Raw genomic sequence first — 14,305 nt, forward strand, 5'->3', positions numbered from 1 at the left:
GGGGGTCTGAACCTAGACTTAAGACTAGGGATCGGCCGGCTCAGATGAACTTTTTCTTCGGCATTCTCAATCGGAGCTTCTGTAAAGGGTTCAGTTCAAATCGTTGCTCTTTGATCGCGAAGGGATTATACACCCATTCACTGGACTATACGGGGGACCTTCATTAATGCTGATCCTTGAGGACTAAAACCGGGTATGATAAGATAAGAATAGAAATAAGGACGGATGGCAGTCCGTCCTCAGCACAACCTCTTGAGTGGGGATTCCCTCCAGGGTAATGCTTGTCCAGAGAAGTAACCCACGGTTTGCCAACCTTAAGAGTGGGTTACTTCTTTTTTCGGTCGATATAGGTCAGTAACGCAACGATAAACCCTGCGAATACGATCACATCGGAAAAAGAGAAGTGCATATGGACTCACCTCCTTTCCGGAGGAAGCCCCACCCACTCAAGGTGTGTTGTACATTCCAAATTATAGCATACAAGCTCCGTTATTCGGGGCTTTTTTCTTTCGCCTTTACATCAGTAAAATCCTATTAAAATTGACCCGCTTTTTCAGAAATTTCTCGGAGCTCTCCTTTAATCCAACCATCCCTTGCTACGTGCGATATCTATTGCCTCGATCCGCGTATTCGCCCCGAGCTTCCCAATCGCTTCCGACATATAGTTCCGCACCGTTCCATAGGATAGAAACAGCCGTGCTCCAATATCTTGAAGAACTAAGCCTTGAGCAGCCAACTTCATGACCTCCCGCTCCCTGGGTGATAATGGACATGGATCATCCCATACCGCGAGCGACAATTCTGCATTGATGACACGTTTCCCATCATAGACCCGACGAATCGCATCAGCCAGTTCATCGCTGCCCGTATCTTTAAGAAGATATCCATAAACTCCTGCCTGCATCGCCCGCTGGAAATATCCGGGGCGCGCGAATGTCGTCAAGATGATGACACGACAAGCGGACTTATTTTTTTGAACCAGCTCCGCAATATCTAACCCTGTTTTCAGCGGCATCTCAATATCCAGAACGGCTACATCTGGTTCATATTGCTGAATCATGGACAGCACTTCTTCCCCATTTTCAGCTTGACCGACGACTTCAATATCATCTTCTAACGAGAGTAACGTTGCCAGTGCTCCCCTTAATAACTTTTGATCTTCTGCCAACACAATACGAATCATCTAAGCGCTACCTACCTTTTCATTTCGTATTACCCTAGGTATATGTAAGGTGACCTCCGTCCCCTTGCCTGAGGACGAAGACAGCGACATACGTCCGTCGATCATAACCAACCGCTGCCGCAATCCGGCGAGGCCATTACTGCTAGTAGAGAGTTGCTCCGGATCTGCCCCAATCCCGTCATCACTTACAGATACACGGACTTCCCCTTCCTGAATGTCGAGAAGAACGTTGCACTTTGTTGCCCGGCTATGTCGAACCACATTCGTAATCGTCTCGCGAAAACACATCGCCAAAATCGTCTCCTGCAAGGGTGTTAACGGAAGCGGATTGTTCACTAAAGCGTCATCCGTTCCTACATTCGAAGGTCTGGAATCTGAAATCGATTGATATTGAAAAATAAGCGGTATGCCCGCAGCTGAACATAACGATACGGCATGCTTATATTCGTCAGCAAAATATGTAACTTTCATCTCCGTAACCAATTCACGCATTTGTTTCAAGGCTGCGCGTGCCGTTTCCCGTATTTCGCGAGCCTCTTCGATCGCTCTCTCGGGATGGCGATGGACCAATTTCTCAACGACCTCCCCTTTTAGCGCGATTAATGACAGCGTATGTCCCAATGTATCGTGCAATTCACGTGCGATCCGCTGGCGCTCCTCCTGCTGTGCCATTCGTTCAGCCGTTTCTGCCCGCAGCCGAGCAGACTTCTGTTGAAACCGATTCGAAGTTCGAATAATATACGGCAGAATACAGATGCCAAACATAGGCACCAGCCCTATCCATACTAGGCTGCCCATCCGGTCCAAGTAAGGAACGGCGATAAATCCCATAGCTACCGTAAAAACGATCGTTATAGAGAGTAATATCGGCAGCTTTTGTTTGCTCAGCGGAGCGGCGATCATAAAACCCATAAACGTATACATAGGGTGAAATACAGCGGCTAAAATTAAAAGTATACCCACCTGTACGATCAATATTGGCGTGGCCCACTTTGCATAAAAGTAGGATTGTCGAAACAATAGAACGAATAGGCCTAACAGAACAAAGCCAAGCCACTGTATATTTGATGGCTCATAGAGTAAAAAGTACATGGGTATCATTACATTTGTTAACAAAATATAAGGAGCGACTCCTTCCGATTTTGGAAAGAGGCGCCACTTTTCTCTATTCAATTAGACCGCATCCCGTCGATTATATATATAGATTGATAGTAGCATAAAGAGGAGACCGCATCCTGTCAAAATTATGAAATCGATACTTGCTGGATTTTTACCAGCGATCATATTCCATGCCCCATTGGCGTAACGGTGAGATGGAAGCCATTCCCCGACAGAGCCCATCCAGCTCGGCAAAGTGCTAAGCGGCATCCAAAGCCCCCCCACAATGGCAAGCCCCATCTGTAGTACATTTCCGATGGCAACGGAGGTGTTCGCGTTTTTAAGCGTTCCTAACAAGGCACCAAGCGCCAGAAAAGATATGCTCCCGATCCATAACCATAATCCGCATAAAATCCATTGCCCGGCTGTCAATTGTATATCATGAACAAGGCCAGCCGATAAAAATATAACAACAATGACGATTAAGTGAACAGCCATTTGCGATACAATTTTGCTGGCGATCCAGACTGCGGGAGATAGCGGAGTCAGCTTCAACAAGCGCACCCACCCGTCTTGATGCTCGAACGATAGACGGATACCGAATTGGGATACGGCCGTACCAATCAAACTGAATGCAGTCATCGACATCAATGAAAAGACGCCCCACGTTGTCGATTGAATCGATTGATCTACCCCATTCATGCTCGCAAATAAAAAGTAGAAGGCAAGCGGCATTGCAATGGAGAAGAGCAAGAAAAATGGACTGCGGATAATTCGTATACTTTCTGCTTTGGTCTGGGCAACGAACATATGTAACATAGCTGTTTTCCTCCTAAAAATGTTTTTTTATCGTATCATCGTTGGTTTATGTGTACCTGTAAGACTTAGGAATGTATCTTCCAAGCTGGCGGATTGTATATCAATATCTGATATTCCCCATTCAGACTGCATCAGTGTAAATAACAATGCATCGGTCTCCTTGACGTACAGACGAATCCGCTCGCCGTTGCACTCTGCCTTTTCTACACCAGGCAATGTGAACCATTCCTGCTGGGCTGGCGCGTTCGCCGCCCGAAATGAAACGGTTCTAAGCGCTGTCTGAGCCTTTAAACGTTCCGGAGTCCCTTCCGCAACAACCTGTCCTCTGGCGATGACTGCGATATGATCTGCGACAGCATCCGCTTCCTCTAAATGATGTGTAGTTAAGAGCACCGTACGTCCGTCATTTGCCAGCGCTTGGATGGTGTCCCAAAAGCGGCCACGAGCCTCGATATCCATTCCGACGGTTGGTTCATCAAGCAGGAGAAGCTCTGGATTCCCCGCCAAGCTTTGGGCGAAGGCTAATCTACGGCGTTGTCCTCCAGACAGGGAGGATGCGCGGCGTTTCTGATCCGCGTGGAGACCCGAAATATCTAACAATCGCTCGAGCGACATCGGATTACGATAATAACTGCGGAACAGTTGGAGCACTTCTTTGACCGTAAGTCCATCTGCTGCTTTCACATCCTGCAAAAGCGCTCCGACGCGTTGCCGTAATTCTTTTGTTCTGGATGGAACCCCCAAGATCCTGACTTCTCCTGAGGTTGGCTTGATCATTCCGAGGATCATGGAAATGGTTGTCGTCTTGCCTGCCCCATTCGGTCCGAGCAATGCGGATATTTGACCTTTCTCAAATGATAGATTCATATGATCAACGGCACAGTAGTCGCCGAATTTCTTCACCAGATTTATACATTCAATTGCCTTTGTCATTTTGTACTAACCTCCGCTAATTTCTTCTTTCGTTCCTTGATGTCCTCATTATATTGAAAAAACGCGGGATTCAATTAGTGTGGGTTGTCACAAGCTGGTTATGACAAATGTCAGATAAAAAGGACGAAAGCAAAAAAGAAGGACCTCTAAAGGCCCTTCTTCTGCAAAAGGTTCATTGGACACTCTTTAATTGGAGGCATTGGGGTGTCTTGCTTTGCAAACTTATAGCTAAGGAATTTGCCGTTTTTAATTGAACATAGAAAAAACCACAACCTCTACGGTTGTGGTTTTATGTATGGAGGCGAGGGGAGTCGAACCCCTGTCCGAAGACAACGCCACATAAGCTTCTACGGGTGTAGTGACAGTTTTGATGTCACCCTAGAGACTCCCTGTCACCGGATTCTCTTTGGGTCAGCCTGTTTGTCTTCTTCAGCTAGCCGCAGGCGGAGACTAGACAGCGTATCCCACTAAAAGTGAGCCCTCATCCCGGCACATGGGCGATGCAGAGCGAGAGCACGTCTGCAGGTTATTAAGCTGCGAGAGCGTAGTTGTTTTGTTGTTTGCCAGTTATTATTGGCGTTAGCGTTGATGAAGCGGACGCGTCCCCACTACCCGCTACTCATGCTCGAACTGTCCCCGTCGAATCCAAGAACGCCCCCTTGTTATAAAGGGCTTCTCCGGATTAGATGAGCTGCTCTGCAGCACAAGAAGCAATCTAATTCCGCATCCTTTCCCTCCATAAAGAAAGGACGATCAGAAGCAATTCGGTGATTCTGTAAAAGAATCGCGGCACTCCGCATCTCTTACATCATTTATTATATCACACCATCCGGCCAAAATGACACAGATGATGCAAGGAAACACAGGTGAAACTTGCTAACCTTTCACATAACAGGTCATTAACGCGCTATTTTCTGCTTTTCGCGCAAAGCACGCTGGATATCGCGCTGTGCATCGCGTTTGGCGGCGGATTCGCGTTTGTCGTATTGCTTCTTACCGCGGCCGAGGCCTAACAGCAGCTTGGCATAGCCATTTCGAATGTAGATTTTGAGCGGAACGATCGTGTAGCCTTCCTGTTTCGTCTGACCCAGCAGCTTATGGATCTGTTCCTTATGCAGCAGCAGCTTGCGCGCCCGCGTCGGATCGGTCGGATTGTACCGGTTTCCCTGCTCGAACGGGCTGACGTGCATATTGTGAATATGAATTTCCCCATTGCGGATCGTCGCAAACGCATCGCCGATGTTCGCTTTCCCGTTCCGGATCGATTTGATCTCGGTCCCGGTCAGCACGATGCCGGCCTCGTACGTATCCTCGATGAAATAATCATGGGAAGCTTTCTTGTTCTGGGCCAGTACCTTCCCGTCACTCTTCTTACCACCCATGTCTTTCACTCCTCACCCATTACAAAATAGCGGACTTCCGGCTCGGGCATCACAGTTCGTCGCGACACACGTACCAGAAGTCCATTGTATCAACTGGTTTCGCCAAAATCAAGGCAAAGACCGAGCTTGTCCAGATGCGAACGAAACCGCCGCTGATAAATCCCCAGTGCCCCAGCACTACCGAAAGCGATCTTGCACAAATTCCTGAAAAAGCTCAGAACCGGTTGAATCTCATTCTAACGGTCCTCACCAGCGTACCGAATTCACTTCTTCTTCTTCCGAACAAAAGCCGCCGTACCGTTTTTGCTGGCACCCTTTTTCTTCTTGCCTTTGCGGAACTGCCAAAAAGCTTCGCCGCCGCCCTGCTCGGAACCTTCGCCGCGTTTTCGCTTGCTTTCACCCGATCCGGCTCCTTCGCCGATAAAGATGCCGCTGCCCGACGTCTTCTTGCGGCGTCCGCTGCCGGCTTGTTCGCCTTGCGCCGGAGCCGAGTTGTAGCCGCCCTTGCCGGAGCCGAAGCTGAACGTCTTCGGCCGGTTGGCCTCGACGCTCTCGCCCCCCGCCGGGCTGCCTCCCCCGGCGGCGCCTGCGCCGCGCTTGCGCTTCCCGGCCCCCGCAGCCTCCCCGGCTGCGGACGCCCCGCGCTCGCGCTTGCCCGGCCGGCCGGCTTTGCCGCCGCTGCCGGCCTTATTGCCACGACCGCCGCGCTCACCGCCGCGGCCGCCAAACCCGCCGCCCGGTCTCCGTTCGCGGCGCGGCTTCATGTCCACCATCTCAAAATCGATGGTGTGATCGTCCATGTTCACCCGTGCCACGCGGATTTTCACTTCATCGCCGATGCGGAACACTTTGGAGGTCCGCTCGCCGATCAGCGACATCGAAGCCTCGTCGAAGTGGTAATAATCGTCCGTCAGCCCGGCCAGACGGATGAGCCCTTCCACCGTATTCGGCAGCTCGACGAACATGCCGAAGCCGGTGACGCTGCTGATCAGGCCGTCGAACTCTTCGCCGACCTTATCCAGCATGTATTCCGCCTTCTTCAGCTGATCCGTATCGCGTTCCGCTTCGACCGCGACGCGCTCCCGCTCGGAGGAATGCTGGGCGATGTCCGGCATCCGCGACGCCAAATATTCCTGCCTTTTCTCCGGCAGAATGTTGTTGTTTTCGATGACCTCGCGAATGACCCGGTGGATGACAAGGTCCGGATAACGGCGGATCGGCGACGTAAAGTGGGTATAGAACTCCGCCGCGAGGCCGAAATGGCCCGACATCTCGGCGTCGTATTTCGCCTGCTTCATCGACCGCAGCATCATCGTGCTGATGACGGTTTGCTCTTTCGTATCCTTGATTTCCTCCAGAAGCGTCTGCAGCGCCCGCGGATGAACCGAGTTGCCTCTGCCTTTCACGTGGTACCCGAGATTTTCGGCAAATGCAAGGAAGTTTTGCATTTTCTCAGGATCCGGATTATCGTGCACACGGTATATGAACGGCACCTTCAGCCAGTGGAAATGCTCCGCTACGGTTTCGTTGGCCGCAAGCATAAACTCCTCGATGATCTGCTCCGCGATCGAACGTTCCCTTTTTACGATATCGACCGGCTTGCCGTTCTCGTCTACGATCACCTTCGATTCCACGAAATCGAAATCGACCGCGCCGCGGTTCATCCGCCGCGAGCGAAGCTTGAGCGCCAGCTCCTTCATCAGGCGGAAATCGTCTACAAGATCCTTGTAGCGCTCCATCAGCTCCGGATCTTCTTCCTCGAGGATTTTGCGCACATTGTTGTAGGTCATCCGCTCTTTCGTTTTGATCACGCTGGTGAACACGTCATGTTTGACGACCTTCATATGCTCGTCGAATTCCATTTCGCAGGACAACGTCAGGCGGTCCACCTTCGGATTCAAGCTGCATATGCCGTTCGACAGGCGGTGCGGCAGCATCGGAATGACGCGGTCCACGAGGTAGACGCTGCAGCCCCGATTGTAGGCTTCCTTGTCCAACTCGGACTTCTCCCGCACATAATAACCGACATCCGCAATATGAACGCCCAAGCGGTAATGCCCGTTGTCCAGGCGTTCCACGTTGACGGCATCGTCGAGGTCTTTGGCGTCTTCGCCGTCGATGGTGACGATATTTTTGCCGCGCAGATCCCGCCGCCCCTGCTTCAGAATCTCTTCCTCGGTAATCGAATCCGGGGCGCTCTCCGCCTCAGCCATCACTTCATCCGGAAAATTTTCCGGCAGCTGATGCTTGCGGATGATCGACAAAATATCCACGCCCGGATCGTCCTTATAGCCGAGCACCTCGATGACTTCGCCTTCGGCCGCAGCGCGGCCCTCCGGATAACTGACGATGCGAACGACGACCTTGTCGCCGTCCACCGCGCCTTTCACCGATTCCTTCGGGATGAAAATATCCCGCACAATCCGTTTATCGTCCGGCAGTACAAATCCATAGGCTTCATGGCCCTGGAACACGCCGACGACCTGATTCACCGCGCGGGTGACGATTTTGACGACTTCGCCCTCGAGTTTGCCTCCGGCCGGACCGCGGGTCGTCACGCGCACAAGCACCGTATCGCCGTTCATGCCGCCCAAGAGATCATGGGCCCCGATATAGACGTCGGGATGCTCCTTATCCTCCGGGATCAGGAAAGCAAAACCTTTCGCATGTACCTGAAGCCGCCCGCGCAGCAAGTCCAACCGCTCCGGCAGGCCGTAGCGCTCCGTACGGGTCATCATGATTCGGCCTTCCTGCTCCAGCTTGTTCAAGACCTTCAGGAATTCCCTGAATTCGGAGCTGTCCGTGATCCCGAAATGTTTTTCGAGCTCTTGGTAGGTCATCGGTTTGTAGTCAGGGCTCTGCATCAAATCCAATATTGTTTGTTCCGTTATCATCAATTATCTCCTCGGTTCGCATGCGGGCAGGGCGTCCCTCCCGCAAGCCTCTATGTTATCTTACCAGTCGGCATTTTCCGTATTTATATACACATACCCTAGTATACACGGAATTAATCGTTTGCATCCCTGCGGGGCCGTGAAAGGCATCCAAGGATCAGCCTCTTGGAGCCTTCGACATCGGAAGATGTTTCCAAGGCCCAGGGATATTAAAAAACCCCCGCTCTTCTTCATGAAAGAGCGAAGGGTTTCCAAGTCAAGCTATATCATTTCGAAAAGACCGCCACAAGAATGGCCACAATCATGAAGCACGCCGCCACGACGACCGTCACGCGCTGCAGGATCAAGTCCATGCCGCGGGCTTTCGTTTTTCCGAAAAGATGTTCTGCGCCACCGGAGATGGCACCGGCCAGTCCTGCGCTTTTCCCTTTTTGCAAAAGAACGATTGCGATCAAAGCGATCGAGAAAATGACGAGCAGTACTTTCAACAAAATTTCCATTCGATCCACCTCCCAGTGAGCTAAACATCATTCTATATCAGTGCTCAACATTGCTTCTCAAACATTACCTGTCGTTCATAAAACAGCATTTTTATTGTACCATAGCCCAATTCCTAAAACAAGGACTTCCCCTGATCCTTCAACGAAAAAATCGCAAGAAGCGAATCGGAACGAGCCACTGGAAAATCCCCTGGACAGCCAAGCTGCTTCACAGATAAAAACTTTGCATCCCCTTCGTACTTTTTTATATCGGTCTCATTAAAACGGAATTTTAGCGTCCCCCGAAGCGATTTCTCCATGCGCACTTGCATGGCACCGAAACACGACAAAAAAACCGCCCCGACATCATGCCGGGACGGTTTTCGTTCAGCTTAGAAAAGCTGCTTCTTATCTATTCAAGTTGTAGAAGGACTTCAAGCCGTTGTATTGAGCCATTTCAGCCAGTTCGTCCTCGATGCGGAGCAATTGGTTGTACTTCGCGATGCGGTCGGTACGGGAAGGAGCACCCGTTTTGATTTGGCCGGCATTCGTTGCCACCGCGATGTCCGCGATCGTGCTGTCTTCGGATTCGCCGGAACGGTGGGAAACAACCGCAGTATAACCTGCGCGTTTCGCCATTTCGATCGCGTCGAAAGTTTCGGTCAGCGTACCGATTTGGTTCACTTTGATCAGGATCGAGTTGCCGATGCCATCTTTGATGCCTTTTTCAAGACGTTCGGTATTCGTTACGAACAAGTCGTCGCCAACGAGCTGGATTTTGTCGCCCAGTTTGTCGGTAAGGAGTTTCCAGCCTTCCCAGTCGTCTTCGGAGCAGCCGTCTTCGATCGTGATGATCGGGTATTTGTCGACCCAAGAAGCGAGCAGATCCACGAACTCTGCGGAAGTGAAGGATTTGCCTTCGCCTTCCAGGTGGTATTTGCCGTCTTTGTAGAACTCAGTAGAAGCAACGTCCATACCAAGGAATACGTCCACGCCTGGTTTGTATCCAGCCTTTTCGATGGCTTCCATGATGGAGGACAAAGCGTCTTCGTTGGAAGTGAAGTTCGGTGCAAAACCGCCTTCGTCGCCTACGGCCGTGTTCAGGCCTTTGCCCTTCAATACGGATTTCAGGCTGTGGAAGATTTCAGCGCCTGTGCGGAGTGCTTCCTTGAAGGAAGGAGCGCCTACAGGCAGAATCATGAACTCTTGCACGTCGACGTTGTTGTCGGCATGAGCGCCGCCGTTGACGATGTTCATCATCGGTACAGGCAGTTGTTTTGCGTTGAATCCGCCAAGGTATACGTACAGCGGCAGGTCAAGCGCGTCGGCTGCTGCGCGGGCAACGGCCATGGATACGGCCAGGATCGCGTTGGCGCCCAGCTTGCCTTTGTTCGGCGTGCCGTCCAGTTTGATCATCAGCTTGTCGATGCCGAGCTGGTCCAAAGCGTCCATGCCGATCACTTCGGGAGCGATGATTTCGTTCACGTTTTTCACGGCGTTCAGAACGCCTTTGCCAAGGTAACGGTCTTTGTCCCCGTCGCGAAGCTCAACGGCTTCGTGGGCGCCTGTGGAGGCACCGGATGGAACGATGGCGCGGCCCATGGCGCCGGATTCGAGGTAAACTTCAACTTCTACAGTCGGATTGCCGCGGGAGTCGAGGACTTCGCGAGCGTACACGTCAGAAATAATAGTCATAGTACTTAGTCTCCTTTGTTTGTGTATTTAGTCCATTTTCATACCATCTCTATCATTATACCGTTTATTTGCGGCTTGCAATCATCGATTCTCCGGTCATTTCCGCTGGTTTCGGAAGCTGCATCAGATCGAGGATCGTCGGAGCCACGTCGGCCAGGATGCCGCCGTCGCGCAGCGTCACGTTTTCGTCCGTCAAAATGAACGGTACCGGGTTCGTCGTATGCGCCGTAAAAGGTCTTCCCTGCTCGTCAAACACCATGTCGGCGTTTCCGTGGTCGGCGATGATGATCGCTACCCCGCCTTTGGCGATGACCGCGTCAACGACTTTGCCCATGCATTCGTCCGTCGCTTCAACCGCTTTGATCGTCGGCTCCAGCATGCCGGAGTGTCCGACCATGTCCGGGTTGGCGAAGTTCAGAATGATCGCGTCATGTTTTTCGGCTTCGATTTCCTTGACGCAAGCGTCCGCGACTTCGTAAGCGCTCATTTCAGGTTTCAGGTCGTACGTGGCAACCTTCGGCGAGTTGATGAGGATCCGGGTTTCCCCTGGAAGCTCGACGTCGCGTCCGCCGCTGAAAAAGAACGTGACATGCGGATATTTTTCCGTTTCGGCGATGCGGAGCTGCTTTTTGTTATGCTGCACCAGCACCTCGCCCAGCGTATTGTCCAGGTTTTTCGGCTCGTAGGCCACATATCCGCCAACCGTTTCGCTAAAGAGCGTCAGGCAGACGAAATGGAGGTTTTCAGGAAACTTCGGCCCGCGGTCGAATCCGCGGAAGTCCTTGTTCGTGAATACCTGGGAGAGCTGGATGGCGCGGTCCGGACGGAAGTTCAGGAATACGACGGAATCGCCGCTTTCCACGAGCGATACCGGCTGGCCGTTTTCGTCCACGATGACCGTAGGCTCCACGAACTCGTCGAATACCGACTTGTTGTAGGATTCCGTAACGGCTTCAAGCGGATCGGTGTATTTTGGTCCGTCCCCGTATACGATCGCACGGTAGGATTTCTCTACGCGTTCCCAGCGTTTGTCGCGGTCCATCGCATAATAGCGGCCTTGCACGGTCGCGATTTTGCCGATGCCCACTTCCTGGATTTTCGCTTGCAGATCCTGAATGAACTTCTTGCCGGAATCCGGGGCCACGTCGCGGCCGTCCAGGAACGCATGGATATACACATCATGCATACCCTCTTTTTTGGCAAGATCAAGCATGGCGAACATATGCTCAATGTGGCTATGTACGCCCCCATCCGACAGCAAGCCGTACAAATGCAGCTTTTTGCCGTTATTTTTCGCCGCGCGAACGGCTTCGACCAGCGTAGAGTTCTCGAAAAACTCGCCTTCACGGATCGATTTCGAAATACGGGTCAAATCCTGGTACACGATGCGCCCCGCGCCGATGTTCAAATGGCCCACTTCGGAGTTGCCCATTTGACCTTCCGGCAAACCTACGGCTTCGCCGCAGGCGGTCAGCGTCGTGTGCGGGTATTTGGCCATCAAGCGGTCATAATTCGGCTTTTTCGCTTGGGCAACGGCGTTGCCCTCCACGGTGTCGCGCAGACCGAATCCGTCCATGATAATCAATGCTACAGGTCTAGGTGCGTTCATCTTACTTCGCCCCCTGAACGAGCTGGATATAGGAAGCCGGCTGCAGGCTGGCGCCGCCGACAAGAGCGCCGTCGATGTCGCTTTGGCCCATGTACTCGGCTACGTTTTCAGGCTTCACGCTGCCGCCGTACTGGATGCGAACCTTGTTCGCCACGTCTTCTCCGTACAGTCCCTTCACCAGGTCGCGGATGTAGGAGATGACTTCGTTGGCGTCCTGCGCTGTCGAAGATTTTCCTGTTCCGATCGCCCAGATCGGTTCATATGCAATTACGGCTTGAGCCGCTTGATCAGCGGACAGTCCTTGGAACGCCGCTTCGGTTTGCACCTTGCAGACATCCTTCGTTTGTCCGGCTTCACGCTCTTCGAGCTTTTCGCCCACGCAAACGATTGGCGTCAAGCCGTGGCGGAATGCAGCGTGCATTTTTTTGTTGACGGTCTCGTCGGTTTCGGCAAAATAAGCGCGGCGCTCGGAGTGGCCGATGATGACATAGTCCACGCCAAGCTCCTTCAGCATTTCGCCGCTGATTTCGCCGGTAAATGCGCCGTTGTCTTCAAAATGCAGGTTTTGGGCGCCGATTTTGATGGACGTGCCTTTTACGGCCTCAACCAGTGCCGGAAGGTTGGTGAACGGTGCGCAGATGACGCTTTCCACGCCTTCCACTTCCGCTTTGCCCTTCACTTCTTCGATGAATGCTTTGGCTTCCGGAACGGTCTTGAACATTTTCCAGTTGCCTGCAATGATTGGTGTTCTCACTTGCTTCAACTCCTTCTTCGGAAATCCTTACGGCTGTACCCGCCCGGATTATTTATCGTTCAGAGCCACGACGCCAGGGAGCGCCTTGCCTTCCATGAATTCCAGCGAAGCGCCGCCGCCTGTGGAGATGTGGTCCATTTTGTCCGCCAGATGGAATTTCTCCGCCGCTGCCGCGGAATCGCCGCCGCCGATGATCGTGTAACCTTCGGTTTGGGCGCAAGCTTCGGCCACTTCACGCGTACCATTGGAGAATGGATCGATTTCGAATACGCCCATCGGTCCGTTCCATACGACAAGCTTGGAGTTTTTAATGATTTCGGCATACTTAGCGCGTGTTTTCGGTCCGATGTCCACGCCTTCCCATTTTTCAGGGATGTTGCCCACTTCCACGATATTCACGTTCGCGTTTGCGCTGAAATCGTCCGCGATGACGATATCGACCGGAAGCAGGAAGTTTTTGCCGAGATCCTTCGCTTTTTGGATAAATCCGAGCGCTACATCCAGCTTCTCATTATCGCACAAAGACATGCCGATTTCATACCCTTGCGCTTTCATGAAGGTATAGGACAGGCCTCCGCCGATCAGCACGTTGTCCGCGATGTTCAGCAGGTTGTTGATCACGTCGATTTTGTCTTTGACTTTCGATCCGCCGATGATGGCCGTGAAAGGACGCTCCGGATTCGACAAAGCTTTGCCGAGCACGCTCAGTTCTTTTTCCATGAGCAGACCGGATACGGCCGGCAGGTAATGCGCGATGCCTTCCGTGGAAGCATGGGCGCGGTGAGCGGCGCCGAATGCGTCGTTGACGAACAGGTCGGCCAGTTCGGCGAACTGTTTAGCCAGCTCCGGATCGTTTTTCTCTTCCCCAGGATAGAAACGCACGTTTTCGAGCAAAAGCACGTCTCCGTCATTCAGTTTCGCGATTTCGGCTTTAACGGCTTCGCCTACGGCCTCATCCACTTTCACGACCGGTTTGCCGAGCAGTTCGGACAGGCGTTCCGCTGCAGGCGTCAGACGCAGGGAATCGACGAATTCACCTTTTGGACGGCCCATATGGCTTGCCAAAATCACTTTCGCGCCGCGCTCGGTCAAATATTTGATCGTTGGCAGCGTTTCGCGGATCCGCGTGTCGTCCGTAATTTTTCCGTCTTCCAAAGGCACATTGAAGTCCACGCGCACGAATACGCGTTTGCCGCTTACTTCCACATCACGTACAGACTTTTTGTTCATGGTTCGTTCCTCCGTACCCATTTTTTGTTTTTATTCAGGAATTACAGGGGACAAGCTCGTTCGTTTACGGGATTTTTTCAATCCTCTTGTTTTATCTATCCAAACTCTCCATCTGTCTCTATCCAAATCGGATGTATGCTTGTATCCTCTTCAATTCGAAAAATCAGCGGACATCCGAAAGGCGGCTTCCGATCGGATGGCCGCATTCAATTTACAAAGAGCGGAAACA

Annotated in this window: 11 protein-coding genes and 1 other RNA gene; all 12 read right to left on the bottom strand. The window is 52.1% G+C overall.

What is annotated here, in order from left to right:
* Positions 1 to 577: 577 nt before the first annotated feature.
* Positions 578 to 1,183 carry a response regulator transcription factor gene (locus AC27KL_RS23900; protein WP_487171337.1) on the bottom strand — a complete coding sequence of 202 codons (606 nt, stop codon included), beginning with the start codon at positions 1,181 to 1,183 and terminating at the stop codon, positions 578 to 580.
* Positions 1,184 to 2,356 (bottom strand): sensor histidine kinase, encoded by a 1,173-nt coding sequence (locus AC27KL_RS23905; RefSeq protein WP_487171338.1) that lies wholly within the window; start codon positions 2,354 to 2,356, stop codon positions 1,184 to 1,186.
* Complete coding sequence (locus AC27KL_RS23910; protein WP_487171339.1) at positions 2,357 to 3,100, bottom strand: ABC transporter permease; 744 nt, start codon at positions 3,098 to 3,100, stop codon at positions 2,357 to 2,359.
* A 27-nt stretch (positions 3,101 to 3,127) separates the two neighbouring features.
* On the bottom strand, positions 3,128 to 4,033 hold the full coding sequence (locus AC27KL_RS23915) for an ABC transporter ATP-binding protein (protein ID WP_487171340.1): 906 nt from the start codon (positions 4,031 to 4,033) through the stop codon (positions 3,128 to 3,130).
* 293 nt (positions 4,034 to 4,326) lie between these two features.
* Positions 4,327 to 4,692: a transfer-messenger RNA gene (gene ssrA, locus AC27KL_RS23920) on the bottom strand.
* A gap of 240 nt (positions 4,693 to 4,932) precedes the next feature.
* A complete protein-coding gene (gene smpB / locus AC27KL_RS23925; RefSeq protein ID WP_036711047.1) occupies positions 4,933 to 5,415 on the bottom strand; it encodes an SsrA-binding protein SmpB in 483 nt (160 codons plus the stop codon).
* A gap of 263 nt (positions 5,416 to 5,678) precedes the next feature.
* The gene (gene rnr, locus AC27KL_RS23930) at positions 5,679 to 8,309 is read right to left on the bottom strand and encodes a ribonuclease R (protein ID WP_487171341.1); all 2,631 of its coding nucleotides are present in this window, start codon (positions 8,307 to 8,309) and stop codon (positions 5,679 to 5,681) included.
* Positions 8,310 to 8,575: 266 nt separating this feature from the next.
* Entirely contained in the window at positions 8,576 to 8,809 is a 234-nt protein-coding gene (gene secG, locus AC27KL_RS23935) for a preprotein translocase subunit SecG (RefSeq protein ID WP_487171342.1), read from the bottom strand.
* Positions 8,810 to 9,196: 387 nt separating this feature from the next.
* Positions 9,197 to 10,483: a phosphopyruvate hydratase gene (gene eno / locus AC27KL_RS23940; RefSeq protein WP_212950618.1), complete on the bottom strand. Its 1,287-nt coding sequence runs from the start codon at positions 10,481 to 10,483 to the stop codon at positions 9,197 to 9,199.
* A 64-nt stretch (positions 10,484 to 10,547) separates the two neighbouring features.
* Positions 10,548 to 12,092, bottom strand: coding sequence for a 2,3-bisphosphoglycerate-independent phosphoglycerate mutase (gpmI, locus tag AC27KL_RS23945; RefSeq protein WP_487171343.1), 1,545 nt, complete (start codon positions 12,090 to 12,092; stop codon positions 10,548 to 10,550).
* A gap of 1 nt (position 12,093) precedes the next feature.
* Positions 12,094 to 12,846 (bottom strand): triose-phosphate isomerase, encoded by a 753-nt coding sequence (tpiA, locus tag AC27KL_RS23950; RefSeq protein WP_340996282.1) that lies wholly within the window; start codon positions 12,844 to 12,846, stop codon positions 12,094 to 12,096.
* Positions 12,847 to 12,894: 48 nt separating this feature from the next.
* Positions 12,895 to 14,076: a phosphoglycerate kinase gene (locus AC27KL_RS23955; protein ID WP_487171344.1), complete on the bottom strand. Its 1,182-nt coding sequence runs from the start codon at positions 14,074 to 14,076 to the stop codon at positions 12,895 to 12,897.
* Positions 14,077 to 14,305 lie beyond the last annotated feature (229 nt).

The organism is Paenibacillus sp. YAE3 (assembly GCF_057546105.1).